Source organism: Demequina sp., from assembly GCF_049841215.1.
In the GTDB taxonomy this organism is placed as follows: domain Bacteria; phylum Actinomycetota; class Actinomycetes; order Actinomycetales; family Demequinaceae; genus Demequina.
On sequence record NZ_JASGEO010000005.1, the window covers coordinates 125,946 to 146,867 of the forward strand.

The 20,922-nt window shown below is 62.1% G+C and carries 22 protein-coding genes; 8 read left to right on the forward strand and 14 right to left on the reverse strand.

The annotated features are described in order from the left end of the window. Positions 1–96: 96 nt before the first annotated feature. From QM618_RS01465 to dgt, 3 genes are all read left to right on the forward strand, one after another. A complete protein-coding gene (locus tag QM618_RS01465) occupies positions 97–831 on the forward strand; it encodes a DUF6602 domain-containing protein (protein WP_428093875.1) in 735 nt (244 codons plus the stop codon). A gap of 1,795 nt (positions 832–2,626) precedes the next feature. Continuing rightward, complete coding sequence (locus QM618_RS01470; protein WP_428093878.1) at positions 2,627–2,908, forward strand: hypothetical protein; 282 nt, start codon at positions 2,627–2,629, stop codon at positions 2,906–2,908. A gap of 55 nt (positions 2,909–2,963) precedes the next feature. After that, entirely contained in the window at positions 2,964–4,469 is a 1,506-nt protein-coding gene (gene dgt, locus QM618_RS01475) for a dGTP triphosphohydrolase (RefSeq protein ID WP_428093881.1), read from the forward strand. Positions 4,470–4,868: 399 nt separating this feature from the next. On the opposite strand, the gene QM618_RS01480 is transcribed toward dgt, so the two are convergent. The 4 genes from QM618_RS01480 to QM618_RS01495 form a co-directional block, all read right to left on the reverse strand. Further along, complete coding sequence (locus QM618_RS01480) at positions 4,869–6,152, reverse strand: hypothetical protein (RefSeq protein WP_428093884.1); 1,284 nt, start codon at positions 6,150–6,152, stop codon at positions 4,869–4,871. A gap of 429 nt (positions 6,153–6,581) precedes the next feature. Beyond that, the gene (locus tag QM618_RS01485) at positions 6,582–7,088 is read right to left on the reverse strand and encodes a hypothetical protein (RefSeq protein WP_428093887.1); all 507 of its coding nucleotides are present in this window, start codon (positions 7,086–7,088) and stop codon (positions 6,582–6,584) included. Beyond that, positions 7,085–7,639, reverse strand: a complete 555-nt coding sequence (locus tag QM618_RS01490; protein WP_428093890.1) for an RNA polymerase sigma factor — start codon at positions 7,637–7,639, stop codon at positions 7,085–7,087. The genes QM618_RS01485 and QM618_RS01490 overlap by 4 nt, the downstream gene beginning before the upstream one ends. A 105-nt stretch (positions 7,640–7,744) precedes the next feature. Continuing rightward, positions 7,745–8,302 carry a peptidase inhibitor family I36 protein gene (locus tag QM618_RS01495; RefSeq protein ID WP_428093893.1) on the reverse strand — a complete coding sequence of 186 codons (558 nt, stop codon included), beginning with the start codon at positions 8,300–8,302 and terminating at the stop codon, positions 7,745–7,747. A gap of 337 nt (positions 8,303–8,639) precedes the next feature. On the opposite strand from QM618_RS01495, the gene QM618_RS01500 reads away from it, so the two are divergent. The 5 genes from QM618_RS01500 to QM618_RS01520 all read left to right on the forward strand — a co-directional run bounded on the left by QM618_RS01500 (position 8,640) and on the right by QM618_RS01520 (position 12,516). Beyond that, complete coding sequence (locus QM618_RS01500; RefSeq protein WP_428093896.1) at positions 8,640–9,041, forward strand: hypothetical protein; 402 nt, start codon at positions 8,640–8,642, stop codon at positions 9,039–9,041. Positions 9,042–9,153: 112 nt separating this feature from the next. Further along, positions 9,154–9,756 (forward strand): hypothetical protein, encoded by a 603-nt coding sequence (locus tag QM618_RS01505; RefSeq protein WP_428093899.1) that lies wholly within the window; start codon positions 9,154–9,156, stop codon positions 9,754–9,756. Positions 9,757–9,902: 146 nt separating this feature from the next. Further along, positions 9,903–10,826: a peptidoglycan-binding domain-containing protein gene (locus tag QM618_RS01510; protein WP_428093902.1), complete on the forward strand. Its 924-nt coding sequence runs from the start codon at positions 9,903–9,905 to the stop codon at positions 10,824–10,826. Then, positions 10,817–11,470 carry an ABC transporter ATP-binding protein gene (locus tag QM618_RS01515; RefSeq protein ID WP_428093910.1) on the forward strand — a complete coding sequence of 218 codons (654 nt, stop codon included), beginning with the start codon at positions 10,817–10,819 and terminating at the stop codon, positions 11,468–11,470. Before QM618_RS01510 ends, QM618_RS01515 begins: the two co-directional genes overlap by 10 nt. A gap of 680 nt (positions 11,471–12,150) precedes the next feature. After that, positions 12,151–12,516: an FtsX-like permease family protein gene (locus QM618_RS01520; protein WP_428094486.1), complete on the forward strand. Its 366-nt coding sequence runs from the start codon at positions 12,151–12,153 to the stop codon at positions 12,514–12,516. Positions 12,517–12,632: 116 nt separating this feature from the next. Here the strand turns inward: QM618_RS01520 and QM618_RS01525 are convergent, their stop codons facing one another. From QM618_RS01525 to QM618_RS01570, 10 genes are all read right to left on the reverse strand, one after another. Beyond that, positions 12,633–12,896 carry a hypothetical protein gene (locus tag QM618_RS01525; RefSeq protein ID WP_428093914.1) on the reverse strand — a complete coding sequence of 88 codons (264 nt, stop codon included), beginning with the start codon at positions 12,894–12,896 and terminating at the stop codon, positions 12,633–12,635. Between the two features lie 58 nt (positions 12,897–12,954). Beyond that, positions 12,955–13,440 carry a type IV toxin-antitoxin system AbiEi family antitoxin domain-containing protein gene (locus tag QM618_RS01530; protein ID WP_428093917.1) on the reverse strand — a complete coding sequence of 162 codons (486 nt, stop codon included), beginning with the start codon at positions 13,438–13,440 and terminating at the stop codon, positions 12,955–12,957. Continuing rightward, the gene (locus QM618_RS01535) at positions 13,440–14,018 is read right to left on the reverse strand and encodes an HAD domain-containing protein (protein ID WP_428093920.1); all 579 of its coding nucleotides are present in this window, start codon (positions 14,016–14,018) and stop codon (positions 13,440–13,442) included. Before QM618_RS01535 ends, QM618_RS01530 begins: the two co-directional genes overlap by 1 nt. Continuing rightward, a complete protein-coding gene (locus QM618_RS01540; protein WP_428093923.1) occupies positions 14,015–14,428 on the reverse strand; it encodes a hypothetical protein in 414 nt (137 codons plus the stop codon). The genes QM618_RS01535 and QM618_RS01540 overlap by 4 nt, the downstream gene beginning before the upstream one ends. Next, on the reverse strand, positions 14,425–14,940 hold the full coding sequence (locus QM618_RS01545) for a hypothetical protein (RefSeq protein WP_428093926.1): 516 nt from the start codon (positions 14,938–14,940) through the stop codon (positions 14,425–14,427). The genes QM618_RS01540 and QM618_RS01545 overlap by 4 nt, the downstream gene beginning before the upstream one ends. A gap of 2 nt (positions 14,941–14,942) precedes the next feature. Further along, positions 14,943–15,401: a hypothetical protein gene (locus QM618_RS01550; protein ID WP_428093929.1), complete on the reverse strand. Its 459-nt coding sequence runs from the start codon at positions 15,399–15,401 to the stop codon at positions 14,943–14,945. 726 nt (positions 15,402–16,127) lie between these two features. After that, entirely contained in the window at positions 16,128–16,973 is an 846-nt protein-coding gene (locus tag QM618_RS01555; protein WP_428093932.1) for a hypothetical protein, read from the reverse strand. Then, positions 16,970–18,046 carry a TniB family NTP-binding protein gene (locus tag QM618_RS01560; protein WP_428093935.1) on the reverse strand — a complete coding sequence of 359 codons (1,077 nt, stop codon included), beginning with the start codon at positions 18,044–18,046 and terminating at the stop codon, positions 16,970–16,972. Before QM618_RS01560 ends, QM618_RS01555 begins: the two co-directional genes overlap by 4 nt. Before the next feature lie 15 nt (positions 18,047–18,061). Beyond that, positions 18,062–20,047 (reverse strand): Mu transposase C-terminal domain-containing protein, encoded by a 1,986-nt coding sequence (locus QM618_RS01565; RefSeq protein ID WP_428093939.1) that lies wholly within the window; start codon positions 20,045–20,047, stop codon positions 18,062–18,064. Continuing rightward, entirely contained in the window at positions 20,044–20,829 is a 786-nt protein-coding gene (locus tag QM618_RS01570; protein WP_428093942.1) for a TnsA-like heteromeric transposase endonuclease subunit, read from the reverse strand. Before QM618_RS01570 ends, QM618_RS01565 begins: the two co-directional genes overlap by 4 nt. Positions 20,830–20,922 lie beyond the last annotated feature (93 nt).

Genomic DNA, 20,922 nt, shown 5'->3' on the forward strand with positions numbered 1-20,922 from the left:
ACCGATGGAGGGAGAGGCCATGGCTGCCAGAAGTTTTCTCGGCTTGGTGCCGGGCTCCATGGACCGTGATACTGCTACCGGGCGAGTCGGGGCGCGATGACGTCGGACTTTGACATCCGAGCGGCCTTCGCCGCGAAACAAGAGGTCTTGCTCGCATGTCTGGGGCTTCCCGGTAACTTCGTCACGCACCCAACCTTCAAAGGCGACGCGACGGAGGCCCATTGGATTCAAACTCTCCGCGACTTCCTGCCCGCTCGCTACGGGGTCGGAAGTGCGTTCGTCATCGACTCAAGCGGCAAGCGGAGTCAGCAAATCGATCTCGCGATCTACGACCGTCAGTACTCGCCTTTGTTCTTCACGCAGAAGGGCATTGATGTCCTGCCCGTTGAGAGCATCTACGCAGTGTTCGAGGTGAAGCCGACTGCCGACCTTACGCACGTTGAGTACGCTCAGGAGAAGATCGCCAGCGTCAAATCACTTCAGCGGACCTCCGTCGCGATCACGCACGCCGGCGGTACTTTTCCTCCACAGGATCCGGATTCCAAGCCGATTCTCGGCGGCCTCTTGACGACACGCTCGGAGTGGAAGCCCCTAGACGGAGTGGCCGCCCGCGCGGGACTGCTAAGTGACGCAGGCGGATGTCAGTTGGACTTCACGATCGCGGTCGACTCGGGAGCCGCGGAGAGGGTTGGAGACATCCTCGAGTACGCACCCGAAGGAACGCAGTTGATTTGGTTTGGACTTCGCCTATTGCGGCGCTTGGCCGCGATAGGAACGGTCGTCGCGTTGGATCTCGACGCCTACGCGCGACCGCTCGACTACGCCGATTGAGTTCCTATCCTGTCGCTCTTGCCGGACCCGGACCGGCGTGCCCAGCACTGAACCCCTCGGTGGGTCCCGTGGCGGCAAAACTCGTCCAAGGACTCGGCGACCATCACACCAGCGTCGCCTATCTACCTGCTGGACTTCGTGGTGAACAAGGATTGGCGATGACGTATCGCGCGGCGGCACGACCGCGGCTAGCAGATGAATCTGCGCGGAAATGGTCACGTTTCGAGATTTCCCGACATCTATTGGTAGGGCGTTGCTGACGCCGATTTTGCGAACGCGTGGGACTCGCGAGGAATGGCTCGGCAACCAGCACCGTGAAAGTCGACGACAGCGCGATTGGGTCGCCTCGCCCTAAGCACGAAGACGAGCCGATCTCTCTGTAAAACGTCGACAAGATCACAACATGTGGGGGTCATTGGCGATGTCGGACACAAGTATTAGTATGAGAGCACGGAAACACGACAAGCCCGGAGAAATCCTCCGGGCGGGCCGGGGGTCCGGGCTTGTCGGTACCTTTTCTTGCTGGAGCAGGTTCCGTCATCCTAACCCCATCGTCTACACGTGCTAGACGGCGCGCAAGGATTGGCCGGCTCTCGGTGCTCCGTACGACCCTCGAATGGGGTAGCACTATGAGTAAGCAGTTGAGGCCCGGACAGGCCGCTCCCGCATCCGGCCAGTACGAACAGATCGGCCCCCGCGGCGCCCAGACTGGCGTCGAGCGGACCGTCGTTCGCAATGAGCCGCTCCCTCCCACTCCGCGACCGAACATGACGTATCGGCTTGTGGACCGCACCAAGACTCGGGGCTGAGATGGGTGCGCGCGTTATCTACGTGCCGTGTCCGCGTTGTCACCGCCGCCTTGGACCCTTCTCAAGCGTCACGCCGGGAATGGCCAAGTGCGGGCATTGCGGCGCGGTGTTCCGCGTCCGGACCTGATTGAAGCCGTGGGGTGGTCAATCTCAGCGACCGCCCCACGGCGCCGCGGCATCAGTGCGGGCTGTGAAGCGCGGTGTTGGACCTGGCAATGCCGGCATCAGCGCCGTGACGTACTGAATGGTCGTGGGGTAGAGGCGGTTTCCCGTCCACGGCCGGGCTCCAACCGCTTGTTGCCGCGCTAGTGGGCCGCGGAGGGCGTCGCATCGCCGCCGTGCGAGCGACGGTACAGACAAGTCCGACGGGCGAGTACGAGCCAGCAAGCAATGGCCACACTCGAGAACGCTGCTGGAAGCCAGTGCTCAAGCAAGAGCGATGCCGCCGTCGCACACACAAACGCCACGAGGTTCGCCACGACGTCGTAGACGGGCGCAATAAATCCCTTGTTTATGACATGTGCGGCTGCGATTACGACGCCGCATGCGAAGGTTATTGAGAGAAGGAGGCCGACCACTGAGACAGGCTAGCGGTTCTCCAACTTCTGGTCTGCACGTCCGGTTGCGGCTCCAGGTGTTTGCCTAGCGCGGCTGGCGCTGAACGCTTGCGAGCCTCGCTCGCCTGCATCACCAGCGCACGCGGCCAGCATGATTCCGTCTCTTGGGAGAGTCTTCCGAGGAGTGGCGCCGCCTTGGGGCCGCGCGCAAGTGGGACACACCGCAGGTTGTCGCAGGGACTTGAACGGATAGGCGTGATGTTGCGCCGCTGCGCGCCCGGCGGGTTACGGCGTCGAAGTAGGTCGAATCCTCCGCTGACAGCGCTCACCCTAGTGCGACACGGACCACTAGTCCGTTCCCATGTCGGCTAGTGAGGGTAGAGTCACGTCTGTAGTCAGAAGTGGCTGACCGCAACTGGAGGATGACCCATGCCGGAGTTGCTCGAGAGAGTGGACGTTCGTACCCGAGATGCGCGCATCAACGCACTCGTGGGCGACCTGGTGGACATACTCAAGGCGCGAGGCGGAACAGGCCCCTGGCGCGATGTCTGTCAGGAACTCGCAACGACGCGCGACATGACGTTTGGGCAGGTCCAGTACGCCGTGGTTGCAGCGGAGAACTACCGGGTCATACGACTCGGGGACTGGGGCAAGGTCATGACTTTGCTGCGGCCCGAAGGAGTCACAATGCACCCGCGTCAGGGTGCCTAATCCGCGTTGATGTAAGAATCGCTGGCGCGAGAGCCGATTCAAACTGGGGGCAAGAGTGGCTCATGGCGAGCAGCAGCAATCTTCGTCGGACAAGTACGCGCGGCGGAGCGGGATACCGGCAGACCCCGACGACACCGACACCCGCACAGCCACGGAGCGTGATGTGGCGCGCCTGCACTACGCTCCCGCATTGCGCCGACTCGCCGGCGTGACGCAGGTTGTGTCGCCGGACCCGTTGCGCAGCCAGCGTCACACGCGCGAGTCGCATTCCCACAAGGTTGCCCTGCTCGCACGGGAGATTGGCGTCCACTTCGAGCGGCGCGCCTTGAAGGATAGGGATGTTGGGCACATCGTCGACGCCTTAGGCGGGCTAGATGTCGCGGCTTGCGAAGCGGCAGCGTTAGCGCACGATCTCGGCCATCCGCCTTTCGGCCATGCTGGCGAAGAGGCACTGAATCGGTTGCTGCGCCTCGTGGAACTCCCCGACGGATTCCAAGGCAACGCACAGACGTTTAGAATCGTCACACGTCTCGCGACGCACAAGCCCGGAACGCAAGAGTACGGTCTTGACCTCACGGCAGTGACTCTGGCCGCGATTCAGAAGTACCCGCGCGGGTGCCCGCCCAGTAGGCAGGCCGGGCAGTCAAAAAGGGCGACCAAGGCTTTGCACAAGTCACCGAAGTTCGGTTACTACGTCGACGACCGCGATGCGTTCGAGTTCGCCATGACTCGGCGGGGGATCCCGGTGAAGACCGAATCAGGCAAGTGCCCGATGCGATCGCTCGAGGCCGACGTTATGGACATCGCGGACGATTTTGCGTATGCCATTCATGACCTGGAGGACTTTCACCGTGAAGGAATCATCGATTTCTCCAGTGTGTGCGACGACCTCGCTGCCGCCGCCAAACGCATCCGAGAAAGTGCTTTGGATGAGGACAAGCACACCAACGCATTCCTTCATTGGGGCACCATCTTTGCTAAGGAGTACCCGGCATACTTCGATGCAGATATGTACGCAAACGCGCTCGGAGTTGTTCTCGACCGGTTCTCTGAAGATGAATTTCGTTCTCGCCATGATGGTTCCCCGGCCACGCAGGCCTTTGCGACAGGTCAACTCTCATGGCTCCTGGGGCAGTTGTACGAGGCGCTGTCGATCTCACAAACTCCGCCGAAGCGCATGAGCCACATTTACCTTGAAAGACCCGGTTGGCATCTGTTGCAGGTGCTGAAGACTGTGACGCGTCGATACGTGGTATCCACGGTGCAGATGGGAGTCATCCAGCAGATTCAGAGCGTCATGATGGAGGTTGTGTTTCGGGGGTTCGAAAGGTGGCTCAAGAGCGCCGGTGACCTCGACAGTCTTCCGCACCCGCTTTCTGACTGGATTCGCGATGGAGGCGAGCGACTGAAGAGCACCGTCAAGGGCGAACGCCACTCGCTCCTCCAGGCGCACTACCGCGCCATTTCAGATTTCATTTGCACCATGTCCGACGAGGAGTGCGTCCGCTGGTCGCAGAGGTTCGCTGGCGCTGCCTACCCGGGGCTAAGCGACACGGTGTGAAGTGTGGTTCGCCACGATCGCCGCTTGCTGCGTCAAAGGCATTGACGCCCGATCATCGAGTGGCTGGCAAACGGTGGTCGTCCTGCAGGAACCCCTTGGTGGTGCATCGAAGACGTGTGAAGGGTCTGTTTCGCGTCGGTGACGTACGTCGTGAAGATACGGGCCCCGCGTCACCGCGCCGCAACTAGCGCGCGGGCGGAGTCCGCACGATGTCCACAACATGCTCCACGAGCGCCGGCGAAGTGCGGTGGAGTGGGACGACCAAGAGAACAGAAAGCGGCCCGCGAGTCTCAGTGAGACCGCGGGCCGCTGATTGTCTTCGACTAGATGTCTGAAGTGCTCATTACACTCCTCCTTGCTAGTGCTGCAAGATTAGTGGCCCTAGGTGGCTTCGGCAAGTCAATCGGGTTGCGGCGCGCCGGGGAACAGGTTTCGCTCGTAGTTGCGAACGTCCTCGAACAGTGGCCACGCGATCCAGAACCGGTGTTCTAGTTCGCCGGTCTCGAGCATCGACTTGATCGCGACATATGCCTCTTCGATCTGGTCAGTGATGATCAACTTGGCAACTTTGTACTGGCGCTCGAGCGCGCTCACGTCCCAGTCAGTCACCAGCCGGGCGCATTCGTCGAGTCGACCCAGCCTCTTCATGGCCAAGAGATAGTTTGCTCGCACGATGTTGGCCGAGGTCTGGTCAATGAACTTCGCGTCGACGTAGCGCCCGCAGACGAGGCGCACCGCGTCGAATCGCCGTGACATGAGCATCCGGAAGCCAAGGTTGACGAATCCCGCTTCCGACGACTTGTTCATGCCGACCTTCATTGCAACGTTGACCGCAACCTCGAAAGCCAGGCTAAAGAGTTCATCCGCGAGCCGGTTCAGATAGTTCGCATCAACACCGAGGTAGGAGCCTTGGGGCAAGCAGTCGATCCCGTTGTCGGAGCAGCGCGCGATGTACTCGCGTGTCGCCCTACTTCCGCCATGGACCACTGTGTGACGGCGGAGGTTGCCTTCGAGAACGACTTTGGATATCACGATCGGCTTGGTCTGAAACTTGTCCTCGAAGAAGCCAAGCCACTTACTCATCTCGCCTCGCAGTTGCGTGTCGACAACGTCCTCAATCAGATCGTCTCGAAGAGCATCAAGTGAGGCTGCGCTGGCAACTTGGCTCCATCGGACCGAGGTCTTGTCATTCAAGACTGGACGAGGATCGTGATGGATGATCAACCGCATGATCTCGGCGATGTGGACTTCGAAGCCCGCGATGAGATTCACGAGTATTGACGTTCGCATGCGTTCAGAACTCGGCTTGAACGCCGACATGCGCATTAGGTCGCTCAACGCAGGTCCGTCGAGATCCGGCGAGGTCTTTCGCGCGAACTCATACACTTCCCCAATAAGACCGCGGAAACTATCGAAGTCCCCGTCCTCGCCGCGACTCTCCCGGAGCGCAGCGACGCCGGCCATCAACTCACGTGCCTGTTCGGCGGGAACTTCGGGATGCATCTTGGCGAACTCGGCGAGCGCCCCTTCAAACGTGTCATCGAGTTCTGCTTGGTTCTTCTCCACATACGCGAGAATTCGCAGGTCATCAACCTGACTTGCGGAGTACTCCTCAAGGGCAGTCCTCAAGACGAGCAGTGTCATCTCTGCTTGGGTGACGTCAAGGACCCGCTCTTCACTCATACGGTTTCCATTTCGTTGTCTGGATAACTCGGTACAACGATCCTCCGATTGCGGTCGCGGGCCGAGAACTATGGGGGCCGAGGGCGAACGGGCTCACGGATTCCTTCACGCTCGATGACTCCGGCGGCGCGGACGCGGCTCTCGTGCATCGGAACCATGCGGAGGCTTCGATGCAAAACAAAACTCCCACCGGCCAGCCGGGGGGTGGCGGGTCGGTGAGAGCGTCATAAGTATATGGAGAAGTTGACTCTGATGCCGCTGTACGACGAGTGGTGCGTCGCGGTTGGTGGGTGCAGACCGAAGCGCCCACGGGGGCCCGGCGCTTGCACGCCGGGCCCCCGTTCCCCCGAAAGGCATCCGGAGCCCCCCGAGAACCCCGGATCCCCCCGCTTATTGGTCTCACGCATCGGTCGGCGAGCGGCAGATCGCTCACTCCCATGGCGCGAGTCCAAGTTCATTGCAGAACTCCTTGTTGGTCGCCGATGACGTCTCCCGCGGGAATACCGCCGAGGAGCCGTCCGGGAGTTCACATGCGACGAGTTCAGGTACGTCAAAGGATGCGGAGTTTGGGTCGTCAGGGGGAGTGGGTTGGCCGACGAGTCCCGCGCGCCACAGTTCAGCACATTCAGTGGTCGGTTCGACTTCCGGCTGGCCTGTGTTCCCGTTGTCGTCAACCCACGGCGCGGATTGCACTTGCCCGTAGTCCGCATCTAGCGATGGTGCCTCGTAGCACCGCACTTCGTACTTGATTACGTTGCTAGCGGCGCGTACGACGAGGGCGGCGCCCGTTGCTGCGACGGCGGCTGCGACGACACCCGACACGATCCAAATCCGCTTGTTGCGGCGCTTGCGCTCGATTGGAATCTGGCGCGCGACGTTGTGTCTGATGGATCCGACGCGGCGCGCGATTTCTGCGTCGCTCAGTAGTTCGTTCATGTTTGTACCCCCTGGTTGTTGCCGTCGCGCCGTGCCCGCATGCTCTTGCGAGCCCGACTGATGCGTTGCGAGACGGTCGCGACCTGCAGTCCGAGGTCGTTGGCGACCTCTTGGTAGGAGCGGTCATCAAGTAGACATGCCTCAACTACGGTTCGCATATCGGGGGAGAGTTGCGCGATTCCGGCCGAGACCCAGGTGACCACTTCTTGGCTGAGCACCTGCTCAAGGGGAGAAGGTGCGGTGTCGACGAAGTCAGTCTCGCCGATATTGACAGTTGCCTTGCGTTTCCGACGTCGAAGGAGGTTGGAGGCGTGGTTCTTGCATGTAGCCAGCAGCCACGGCAAGGCCGAGTCGCCCACGATACGCACGTGGCGACGCTTGCGCCACGCCGTCACGAACGTATCCTGAACGACATCTTGAGCGTCGTCCGCGTCGTGGACGATGGCATACGCGTAACGCAACAGCGTCGGCCCATGCCGGTCTGCGAGGATGCCAAAGGCTTCTCCTTCACCGCTTGCGCGGTGGGCGAGAAGTTCGGCATCGCTGGCCACTCAAGACCTCCTTCGCTACTAGATGTCGCGGCGCGCGTAATCGTGACAAGAAAGCTCAGTGCGCCCCAGCGAGGCCTGGGGCGCACTGCGAACTGATGGACTTCGTCAACTCGTGGCGTACACCTGGTAGGACGACGCCTCGTCGTTCATGGAGCCGATGCTGCTCGAACTTGCGAACGGTCCGTACGTGGCGCCACCGTAGGCGGCGTCTTTATACAACTTGACCTTGCATGTTCCGTAGCCTTTAAAGGACGAGACGCGGTCATTCCACCCAGAAGGCATCGAGGACCCGTAGTAGTGGTACCCGACGCACAGCGTCGAGTTCGACGAGGTCACGTTGACGCTGGCACCACCGTAGGAAGCGTCCTCATAGAACGTTGCGATGTAGTACGACGCGTACGGCTCGATCGCGACTGCCTCGCTGGTGAGGCTCGATTTGGACTTGGGGCCAAGCGGTGCGGTCGCAATCGGCGCGACGCCGCTCGCGGCAACGAACTCCGCGTACGTATCGAAACAAGCAAACGCTCCAGTATCGGCATTCAGCCAACAGACTTGCTCGCCTTGAGTATCGGCAGCGGCCGGCGTCGCCATCAGGACAGCGGGCGCGATCGCGGCGGCGGCGAACGCGACGAGTCGCTTCGCTCGTGAACTTCCTTGTTGCATGGTTCATCCTCCTCAGTTTGACAGCGCGAACCTTTCGGTTGCGCGGGCGCGAGTCGCCCGCGAGCAGTATGAGGTTTCGCGCGCTGCTCGAGATACCCAATCACGCGTCGAGAGCGGCAAGGCGGTGTGAGATTCGCCGCACGGCTCTTCAGGCGCTCCGCCAGCATCGCGCGTATGTCCGAATGAGCCGATTCCTGACAATCTGTTGGCAATTCCACACTTTGAGCGATGGCGACAAAGTTGTGGTGGCCTCCAGTGGCTACCGCCCGTGGCAACTGGTAAATCTCGACGTGGCGGGCATCCGCCCGTCTCCGATATCAAGAGCAAGGGGGCAACAATGAAGAACCGACTACGTGCGCTTGGCGCACTGACCATTCTCGCGCTGGGGGTTGCAGTTGCGACGCCCGCATCTGCCGACCCGCCGGTCGGTTGCATCACCGCCGCTTATCTGCCACTGAGAGACGGTGACTACGTCAAGGCACGAACTGTGCTGACGTGCCCAAGTGGCTACGGACTGATCGCGTCTTACGCGGAGTCACGGGCGCAAGAGTCCGTGCTCGGCGTCTGGACCACTCGCAAGACGCAAAATGGTACGAGCACCACCACTACCAACACGGTCATCGCGTCGTACAACTGCAACGGCCACGGGACTGACTCGTACCGCACGCGAGGCGATGGGACGGACAATTTCACGCGCTCGTCAACCACGTTCTCCCCCAGCACCGGAATCACGTGCTGAGGTTGCCGATTCGTACGGCCTCGGCGTGTCACACTGGCACGCCGAGGACGTACGAGATATTTAGTGACCTAGACGCAATTCATCAGGGCGAGGTATCGAGGGGGCGCCAACCATGACACGACTGCAGTGCTACGCGGGTGTAGTGGGCATGTTCGTCGCGTTGGGTGCAATCGTTGGTTGCACGGCAACGGAGACGAACGGGCACGAGATAAATTCGTGGTCGGGTACGTCTCTCAACGACTACCAGCGCAAACTTGCAGCCGACGGTGAAGTCAGCGACGCGGAACTCCGTGACGCCTACGATCACGCAGCAGGCTGCGTCAAGAAGGACGGCTGGCAAGTGGCAGTGGTCAGCGCGAACTCCGGCGGATTTTCACTGACGGCCTCGTACGGCGTCGGTGACGACGCCAACGCCGCAGCGGCCAAGACAGACGAGTGCCTCGCCCAGTGGGTTGGCCCTCTCGACCAAATCTACCAGGCATCTCACTTGGCCCAGGGGGCCGAGCGGGAAGCCCAGTTCGAGAAGTGGAAGAGTTGCATGACCTCTTCGGGAGGACGAGTCGACGGAGTGAGCCTGGGTCAAGACCAGAAGGCGATGATGACGGCGCTCACCGCCGACAACGGCCCTTACGAAGAGTGGGACAACGCGTGGGCCCTCTGTGTTGACAAGTACTATTTCACTCTCTGGCCGGACGCCGCGGGTAGCGAAGGCTAATGCGCAGGCGCGCAAAATCGAGACCAGTCATCGTTGGGATACTGGGAATAGCCTTAGTGTTCGCACCGATCGCAGCGGCTGCGTACGTGGCGCATCGAGTCTCCGATGAAGTTGTGTCCGATAGCGCGCCCGACAGCGACAACGGGGTGCCAATCGAGACGACCTCGCTAACGATGAATGCAAGCGCGAAGGTCACTATTACGGCGCTCGCGCCCACGGTGGTCGCACCAGCGTCGGACCCCGGCACGATAAGTGCCGTTTACCTCAGAGCGGGCGACACCGTGGCAACCGGAGATCGGCTATACGGTCTTTCGGGTGTGACGCGCATCGCCTATCAGCCGACCTCCGAGGCGACGCTGTATCGCGACCTTTGCCGCGGCGACACTGGGCCCGATGTGAAGACCTTGCAGCGTCTGCTCAAGAGATTGACGCTCTTGGAAGGACGTGTGGATGGCCGGTTTGGCGCCGCCACTGAGAAGGGAGTTCAGCGGCTCAATGCTCGCATTCACGTTGGTAGATCCGATACGTGTTTCCACGTCGCCACCGTGACGCCCATTCCCCCAGGACATCCCATTGTCCAGAGCATCGGGCTTGAGCCGGGTTGGACGGGCACTATTGGCGAGGACTGGGTTACATGGGCTCCCGAAGTGTCGGGAGTACTCATCCAGGCGGAGGACGCGTCCAGGCTTCCTGACGGCGACTACTCGCTGCGGGTGAACGGGCACGTATTTGATGTCCGACTCGACGCCGGCGAGTTTACGGCACTGCATCCTGAAGACTTCGCGGTCCTCGGCCTCAGTCAGGACGGTTCACCGTTGACCGGTGCGCTTGAGTCTGCGGAGCCGGTGGACGTCCAGATTCTCCCTGCAAGTGCCGTCGTCGTCGCCGATGATGGCAAGGCTTGCTTGATGCTTCGAAGTCAAGAAGGTGGCGTGCCTAAATTCGTAGAGATTGTGCCGTTCCCCCTCGGGCTCGCGGAACAAGTCGCGATCGCTCCGCGCGAGGACCTGGAAGGCCGTGATGCGCTCATTCCGACCTCCGCGAGCCCGACAGTTCGCACATGTCACTAGTCCTCGACGCGGTTACGTTTAGGTATTCTAACCGGGGCCCGTGGGTGCTCACCGGAGTGAACCTCCAACTCGAAGCCGGTCAAACGTGTGCGCTAATGGCACCGTCCGGCGAGGGCAAATCCACCTTGTTGTCGATTGCCGCAGGGATGCTCCAGCCAACGGGCGGTACGGTGTCGGTAGGTCGTGACGCTCGCAACGGGCGGCCGGATGGCAATGAGAGCAACGACATCACCTGGATCTTCCAGGGTCCCTCTGTGCTCTCCCGGCGCACGGCGCTGGACAACGTCGCGTTGCCGCTGGTTGCCCGGGGTGCGACACATGCAGACGCGGCGCCAGTTGCGCGTGCTGCGCTATCGCGAGTTGGCCTCGCCGACTATGGCGGTCAGCAGGTGCGACACCTCTCAGGCGGGCAGGCACAGCGAGTCGCGATTGCGCGTGCACTGGTGACCCGCCCCGCAGTCGTGCTTGCGGACGAACCTACGGCAAGTCTCGATTACGACACCGGCCGAGCAGTCTGCGAGACCCTCTTCACGGAGATGAAAGAGGCAGCCGTTCTCATGGCCACGCACGATCTGCGCATTGCACAGTTGGCGGATACGATCGTGACCCTCCAACGTGGCAAGGTTATTTGGGGCACCACATGAGACCCACGAGCGCGATCCTCGAAGCCGCTCGCAACATGCGCCATCGGGCGCCAGTGGCTGCGTTAAGTGTTGGCATTGCCACAGCCGCCCTCGTCTGCGCGACAGCGCTGGTCGGTAACGGCGCCGCGAGAATGGACCGGGAGGAAGTTCTCGCAGGGCGGGATGTCGTGGTCGCCACCGCCTCGACAGAGAGCGGACTCTCTGTCAGACGTTGCGAAGCGCTAAACAACCGGGATTTCGTGGTGGCGGCCGGCGGTCAATACCTTTCCAGCGGACCCTCTTGGACCGCACTGGATGGCGGCGTGATTCCCACGACCGCGGTTTCGCCTGGTGCCTTTCGCGTTTGGATGGGAGACGCTGCGCCGACGTCTCCAGCGGTCGGTAGTGATGTCGCCTCAGTACATCAAATGTCGGGTCAAGGTCTGCTAGTCCTACGAGACGGCCATTTAGTGCGCTTGCGAGACAGAGTGCCGGAAAGCGTTCCGCTGTCCGCACTTCAGTCCAGCATCGCAGTTCCGAGCGCAAACTCGGGCGCGCTCGCAGAATGCTGGATTGCCGCGGCTCCCGGCCAGGTGGAGGCTGTCGAAGAGGCGGCGCGCGTCGCGTTCGCTGGGTCTCCAGTTGCGATCGGTCGTTTCCTAAACGACGGCACCTACGGTCTCTCGTCTCACCGCTACTGGATGCAGTTCGCCTCAGCCCTTCCTTGGCTTATTGCGGCGGTCGTGGCGGCCGCGGTCCTAGCAACCACTCTGCTCGCCAGGCGCAGGGAGATGGCTGTCTACCGGCTCAGTGGGTCGAATCGCCGCGCCACTGCGGGCGTGCTATGCGTCGAGTCTTTGGCACCGACCATTTGGGCAATACCTCTCGGGGTGGCGTGGGGCTTGGTGGCCGCGTTTGCATTGGCAGGCGGACCGCTCGATGCACGGTCTGTCGCCGTCTCCTTGGGTTACGCAGGCGCAGCATGGCTTGCTTACGCTGGATTTGCGGTCGGAATTTCCTATCTAGCACCGGTCTCCAACCCCTTCAGGGTCCTCAAGGATTCCTAACCTTCTCGAGGTCCAGCAAGTGGTTCGCAGCCTGGGAGAAGCGAGGCTTTGGACTCGCTCGCATCCATCAAGCCTCGGAACCCCGCCCGTATTTCCGCGCGATCGGTCTTCGAGAGTCATCTGACTAGAGCCCCACACACGCAGGGCCTGCACTTCGACAGCCGACCAACGGCACCGCGAGAGCGACTAGCATCGATCTGGTCGGTGTCCTCATAATTGCCGGGGGCCACGAGCGTCGTCTGTTCGTGCTTCACCAGCGTTGACTCAAGACGATCCCACATGAGGCCATCGGCGGCGCCCTGCCCGATGCCCATATCGCCGACCTGGATGATGGTGTCGATGCCCATGGTGGCGAACTCACGCAGGGCGTTGCGGATCACGCTCTCCCGGCCGTGGGTGCGCCGAGGAGGCCGACGAGTGTTGTGCGTTCGCGGGCGGTCATCTATCCGGGCCTTTGCCTGTGGCCATCGACGAAGGGAGGTCGCGGAGCAATTGGCGCAGCGTTGCGTTGGTCTGCATCGCCATCAGCATGAGGACGCCGACCTGCGTGTCGTCTGCGGGCCGCCACCGCGCGAGAGCCGCTGGTCCAGCCTCATGCCCCATGTAGCGCTTCAGCCGATACGCGTCGACGATGGCGCGCTCTGCGGAGTAGATGAAGACCGGGAAGCCATCGCCCTCCGCGTGCTCCTCGCGGCCAACCTCGAAGGACCGCCCGCCGAACGCGTGCCAGGCAATGCCATCAAGGCGGGCGCGGACGGGCACATGGATGCCCCGCGGTGCAGCCAGATCCATGGGCTGCTCAGGCACGGCGTCGCCAAGCCCGTGGTACGCGAGCGCGCTTGTCATGCACACGGCTGTGAGCAGGTACAGATCGGGGTGGAGCGCGTCCAGTCGGCGCAGAGCGGCGTAGGGGTCGTCAGTCATCAGTCGGGCCTCTCGCCGCTAGTGATCCACGTGAGGATCGCCTCGACGTGCTCTGGGAGTAGGCCCGAACCGCTTATCGGGCACACCATGAACAGCGAATCGGTGTGCATCCACTCGAGGCGATTCTCCGGCGCCGATTGACCCCTAACGGATCTGTGAGCGGCGATCTCGTCGTCGATCCAGACGACCCGATACCCGGCTGCGAGAGCCTCGCGCGCCGCCACCGCCTTCCACCAGCCGCGCCTGTGAGGCTCTCTGTTGCCGGCCTGGTCTGCGAAAGGCCAATCCTCTCCGATACCGACAAGCGGACCAAAGAGGTCGGACGCTTGCGTGCGCCAGGTGGTGCACCACATCATCTCTACGCCAGGGAGTGCCTCGATGCGGCGCAGAGCGCGGATAGCCTCACGCGACCAGACGATCGGCAGCGCAGACATGAAGCCGTCCACGCGGACACCTCGTCGCCGCCACGACGCCGCTGACCACTCATAGGGAAGGGTGCCACGGCCGGGTGCTTCGACGTTGAGCACTCCGTCGATGTCGAGGAGGACGCGGACGGGCTTCGGTGCCGACCCGCTCACGGCTCGGGCCACTCTGTCGCAAGTCCGATCCCGGTGAGCAGTCCCTGGGTCCACCACAAAGGGAGTTGCGCTGAGCGGCGCGGCAGGAAGCGGAGCCTGTGGACACGGCCCACTCGTAGCCGCCAGTCGACGTAGTCATCCCAGTTGACCTGTTCCTCACGGACGTAGGGGACTCCTCGCTCGTCCCTCCCACTTGGCCAGGAGGTTACTAGCAGGAGGTGCAGCCATCTGTCGTCGAGGTCGCTGTAGGGGTCGGACGGCGGTCCACCGTACGCCCGGAACAGCCGCGGCGCATCAACTTCCCGCGCGTCCACGTAATAAACGGTGCGGCGCGCCGAGTACAGCGCGTAGACCCCTGGGTCAGTGAGCAGGTCGACGTCCGTCAGCGCGCTTTCGGCAGCCCCGGTCATGGGCGGGACTCCTTCGGCGTCCACCGCTCCCTGATGGTCCACTCGCCCCCGTGTGGCATCTCATTGAGGCGCACGATCGTCTCGCATGTGCGTGAGATGAACAGCGGGATGGGTCCGCGGATGTCGGTCGCCCCTGAGATGTACGTCCACCGGTGGCGGCACCCCACGCTGACGACGTTCGGCACCATGTTGCTGAGCGCCCACATCTCTCCCTCGTCGTCTGGGTCGAGCAGGAACGCCGGGATGGCGGTCACGCTGGTGAGGGGCAGCCACTGGTCGTCGTCTTGCTTCACCAGCGTGTGCCCTACGCCGCGGGCGCGGTAAAGCATCGGCGACTCAGGGGTGCGAGTGTCCAAGTAGTAGACCGACGCAGAGTCGCTGTAGACCGCGTACAGTCCAGGCTCGTCGAGCCGGACGTCTGGCAGGTACGGCTCTGGCAGTGTCCAGGTGCGCGGCCGTACCCCGATGCTGGCGAGCCACTGGGTTGGCGTAGGCCACTCGATCTCGTCCACCACTACGCCCCTGGCGGATGTGGCACGCGCGCTTCGACAGTGCGTTCACCCTCGGGAGGCATCTCATCCAGGCGTTCGATGCGCTCAAGCACCCGCTGAATCCTCCAGAAGTCGGTGGTGTCGAGATAGCCGCCAGGCACGCGGAAGTCGAACTGGTGGCGGCGGCCGACGATCAGTTTCCAGTACTCAGAGTCCTTGAGCCCGCGACGCTGTGGCACCGCCTTGCCATCAATGTCCACCGACACGCAGATCGACTCCAGCGAGGTGAGTCTGACCCACGTGTCGTCGTGGGGGTAGGAGGCGGAGCCAACCGCGCCATGCGCGCGATACATCTCAGGGACGTATGGTCCTCGCGCGTCGACGTAGTAGACGGTGGACGAGGATGAGAGCAGTCGATACAGGCCGGGTTGTGTCGGCAGATCGACGACGGCGATGGGGGAGTCTTTGGTGTCTTGGGTCATGTCACTCACCTAGGTTCCGGATGTGCTCTTGAGACAAGCCTGAACCCTCAACCCTTGCTAGAGGAAGTATTATCATTCCTGCTAGATGCGTAATTGTGTGGTAGTTTTGATCAGGTCAATCGCGGCGTCCCGGCGGCCAAACTCGACCGCTGACCTGTTGCGCTGCGGTAGCCTCGCGTGCCGAGAAGACTTGGAATTCTTTCGCCGTCGACGCAACTTCCGCACACCGGCGAGACACCACGTTGCAAGTCGCGCCACATCGCGGTGCAGTTCGCGCATGCGGCGATCACGCAAAGGACCATCATCGCAGCGGGAGCACTGCTTTGCGATGGCGGGAGAGGCTCTCGGCTAAGACTGCAACCCCGCTGTCATCGGCACTCGGAAAGTTCCTGGTGCGACAGCCCGAAAGAGCACGAGCCAGCGCGGTGCTACTAGGTCGGCACGCTTCGCACGCCCTGGGAGTTGGCTTCCTCGGGTCGGCGCGAACTCACTCGGAGCATCTCGGACCGACCCTTTGCCAGGTGGTTGGCTATGCAGTTTGGAAATCCGGGGCGAAAGTGCGCGATCCGACGTGACGGTGTTCGGCCAGTGCTAGCGGCCCGGCCCAGGCCGTCCAACGGTCGTCAGGGGAGTGGTGCGGTCGTCAAGCCCCGGTCCATGTTGTTCACGATTTCCACCCAACGTGCGCGCACACGACTTGTCTCCAACCACGTGGACGCGCCACGGCTAGGACGCTGTTGCATGCGCCAGTGCGAAGCGGAGTATGCCGTACTCGTCTTGCTCATATGTGTCCGTACCGTCGCGGTAGGGTCGGCGCAATTCGGTGATCCGCGACAACGCAGTGTCAACCTCGCGATGCGCCGCCCACCCTCGGGCACCCCGGACGTCAGCGAGCGCCGCGTCGAAGGCTACGCGCGCCACTTCATGGCGCTCGTGGATGTCGAACTCTGGACTTGTGGCGGGTCCCACAATGTCTGGCCGGCACAGCATTCGAGCAATCGCGACCTGTTCGGCGTAGACCAGCGGGTGAACCTCTTCGACACCACTGACTTGGCGCCGGGCCTCGACCACATCTCCAGGCACTCCAGCAACCGCCGCATGTAGCGCAATCTGCATGATCGGGGCGTCGTACAGCACCCCGGAAGGCGCGATCTTCCGTCGGAAGAAACGCTCCGCTCTCCACGCCGCTTCTAGGTGCATTACCGAAGGTTCCGATGTCGACAGCCAGCGATGATGCTTGACGCACACAAGGCCGACCTGGGGCATGCGGCCATAGACCACTTCGCCGTGGGTGCACAAGAGACACAACTTCCTCACGCGCACGGGGTGGCGCTCAACGGACACAGCGCTGGCGAACGCATGCGGCGACAACACTCCGAGGTCTCGCCACACTTGGAGGCGAAGACGTCCGCGCTTGGGGCCCAACGATGACACGGCTCCTTCGGACTTGAGAGCGTGCTCGATGTCACTGACGGTGGTGTAGTTCCTTGCGGCGAGCCGCCGGGCATACGAGTCCACGTCTTCCCCTGCGAAGACGCGCACTCGCAATGGCAACGGCTGGACAGTAGTCACGCCGCCGCCTGTGGTCCTGTGCCCGATCTCGTGGCGACAGGTTGTCCCTTGCGTGGCTTCTTGAGGCTCTCGTTGAGATTTCGCTGGGCGCGGAAGTCGATCATTGCCGCTTCGACTCGCGCCTGATCGACGAACTCCACACCGTCTAGGATTGCGGCAACTTGGGCTGCTCTCAGAATCGACCTGAGAGATCCGAGCACGCCACCGCTCGCACCGTAGAGCCACTCGTAGGCCCCGCCAAGAGATCCCACAACGTGTTCGGCCAGGGGAAACCACTCTTCAAACTGCATGACCAGTTCATCCCAGCGATCCCGGTCCAACTGAGTGCCATGGGGGAGCGGCTCCATATGGACGACGGACAACCGGCCATTGATCTGCTCCTGCATGGGACCAGCAAGAAGATCGGACTTCTCCAACTCAACGCCCACATACATGAAAACAGCGGGCAGGGTCTCCGAGAATGCCTTCAACATGTTCGCGGCGGCCATGCCGGCAGACGCCCGCGTGCTCAGATTCTGTATCTCATCGAGAATGATGAGGGTGGTGCCAAGTTCGGAGATCACTCGGGTGACCTGGCCCATGAGCGCATCCGTTGACACGCGACTACCCACGGGCAGTCCGAGGGTACGAGCGAAAGCACTCATCAGTTGACGAGGGGTGGACTCCGGCGGCGTCGATACGTACAGCACCGGCGCAAAGTTTGTGTCATGAGCGCGATCGTGCACCGTACGTTGAGTCCGCTCGTGGCTGCGGCCGAGGTACATCGCCGCAGTGGACTTGCCCAACCTTTGAACGCCAGACACTGCAAGCCCCTGCCGCGCAGTGAACTGGTCGCCAACGGCCATGCCCAGGCAAAGGCGTAATTCCCGCGAGAGTTTGTCGAGGTCGGGCGTACGGAGCACCATCGCCTCATTCACTGCTTGAAGCCGCGCGTTATCGTAGGTCTCTCTTTCGCCTGCGGGGAGCGCGTCGCGCTCGGCCACCGAGAGAATTTCGACCTCATGCCGCTCGTAGGCGACAAAGTTGCGCCAATCCGCAAGGGTCTTCGGTACCGCCTTGGGTGTCGTGCCCATGACTGCCTCCTCGGCTCACATGAGGCGCTCGGGCAGATCCCTTCCGCGGCGACGGTCGGCCACCTCCGGAGTTGGCGTTTCCTCGTCGAGATCGTCATCTTCAACGACCCTGAGTTCGGGAACGCTAGAGCCAGAACGGTGCCGCGCGGCCTTCCGTTCTCGCCGCGTGACACCGATACCGCTCTGGATCCTGAGAACCTCTTCCAGCACCATAGCCTCAGAATCACGGCCAATTTTCTGTCTCACCGCAGCCACCGCTGCAGCGAGGACGGCCGCAGAGAACGGTGCAAGGGTCTTACCTGCGAGCCGCCAGGGAACCTCGATCCAGCGCTCCTCGAACGGGTCCCGGAAGTAGATCGCGTTCATGCGGGCTGGGTCATACCTGACTTCCCAGCGATCTCCGAGTTGTCCTCCCTGTCTCGAACGCACGCCGCGGAACTTGTGAATCTCCGGGCTGTCGTAGTGCAGGTTCTCGTGGTTGATGCCGTACTGCTGAACAGTCCGCGCCACCATCGGCAGCAACGACATGTAGTCGTCGCGAGTGAGCGCAACCGCGGGTGTCGGCGCAACTGTCGACAATGCGGCGTACATCTCGTTCGGCGAGAGCGCCTGTTTGGGCATGCCCGGGACAACGAGCCCCTTGCGTGGTCTGCGTTGCCACTCCAATACCAGCCACTGGTCCAGGATCGACTGCACCTGGTCCAGTGTCCAGAATGCCTCCTTGCTCGGATCGACGCCGCGACGTGTCGTGTTGCGGCCGACGTATCCACTCAGGTACTGGATGAGGCCCGTGTGGACCGCACCGAACTGACGCTCTACGTGGGGCTTTGCAGTCGGCGTCCCGGGTGGGACGGCCGTCACGGAGATCTGCAGGCGCTCGCACGCACGTTGGAACGTCTTGCCGGTAAAAACCTTGCCGCGGTCGATAGAGATCGAGTCCGGGTAGATGACCGGGCGTGCGGCGATGTGGCGGCGTAGTTCTTCGTCAGGCTCAATCATGCCGGCAGGCAAGATGGAGCGAGAGAGTTCCATCTCGGCGGACCAGCCTGGGCGCATCGGTAGGGGAGTGAGCGCCCGTATAAGAACAAGTGCTGCGACATCGACACCTTTGGTGCTCTCAGGAAGGAGGACGGCCGCACACACGGTGCGCGTGGCAACGTCGATCATCGACGTCAATTCAGGACGGCCCGTCGTTCCGTCTGGGAAGAGCACCATCAGGTCAAGTTTCATTGAGTCAATCTCCACCAGTTCGCCAGGTCGATCGGGATTGCTCCGTCTGTGCGTGCGTGCGGGTCTCTTCGCGAGACTTCGGCGCGTCGTTGCGTCTCCAAAAGTGTGCTTGCCACGGTCCGCGTCGGCGACAAGCCGGTACATGGTCGCGCGAGACGGAACATCCAAGCCCAATTGACGCGCCCGATAGGAAGCGAGCGTGATCACTCGTGAACGTGTGCCCGTACTGTCGTCGGTCTGTTCGTCAACGACCTGTTCGATGACCGACACGAGAGCGGGGGATTGGAAGCCCCCGATAGAGCCCTGGCGCATCTTGCGGCCATCGACAATCGCCCGTAACCCCTCGCTCTTGTATCCAGTCGCGTAGCGACGCAACGATCGCGCGGTGATCGGATTCCCCGCCTGCGCCAACTCCACCGCCTTCGTGTCGATGCGCTCCGCCATCGTGAGTGTGTCGGCGTACTGCGGACGTTTGAGGGCGGCATCGTCGCGCAACCCAAATGCAATGTCTTTGATGTGTGGCTCAAGCCATTCGGTGCGCTCGCGCGTCGAGTCGTCGAGCCGGTCGAGCACAGCCAGATCCTCAAGAGCCGGCATGCGAGCGGGTGCATCCGGCTCATAAGAGTCGGACCCGAGCAGTTCGCTCACCCCAACGTGCCTGATCACATTTGTGCTCAGCGACTTCAGCGCAAGCACAGCGCCATCCACCGCAATCAACTGGTAGGAGTCGCCCTCATAACTGAGGTAGTCGAACAGGCGAACGGTTCTCATGGCGACACAACCCGGGCTCGAGGCAGGGAAGGGGCAGTCAGAACGGTGTGTTCGTCTAGGGGCGCATCAAGGTTCACGCTGACGGCACCTCGCCACATCTCGTGGAAGAGGTTCCCCTTGATGACGTCCGGCGACGCTTTGGTCATCCACCTGAGTTTGTTCAATGCGTCCGCAATCGTCGTGGGCGTCGCGCACACCTCGGCGATGAGTGGCTCGAGGTCCGCACTCGGTTGGTAGCGATCCTGTCGGAAGCCGCTGAGGAAGAGTGTGTTCGCGCGGCGGGGCTCTGGGAGACCGGTGAAGATCTCGTAGTGCCAGCCGATCTGGGTGCAGACCTCCCGCGTCATATCGAACTGCCGCGCGCTGCGTTCAACACCGCCAACCCACTTCACGTCGACAACCAGCCCATCACCGGACGCAAGGCGACAGAAGTAGTCAGGCACATGATCGCGGTGTCCACGCGTTCCACGCGGCCACGTGAGAATGAATGGTTGCCACTGCATCGCCGTGATCTCTAGGTCCATGTCCGCCGAGATCAAGTACTCGCGTTCGAGGAAAGACTCGTAGCGGATGTGACCACGAGCGGTCGACGACCAATAGACGCCCTCGTAGTAGGTCTTGCCCTGCCACTGCGGCGACTCACGCACGGGAAGCATCGTCTCGATCGCGACCGACGACAGGCCGCTCGACACCTTCGCCACGACGCAGTCGTCCTTGGACGGCCTGTATTCAAGCAGTGTCTCGCCGACGAGCGCCAGACGCGCTGCGTTGCCGTCCCGCATGATGACCACCCCCGGCCAGACCAGAAACATTGAGACAGTCCGACGATATCAGCAGAAGACCAGTTAAGTTGCGAAACAGACCAGATTCATTGA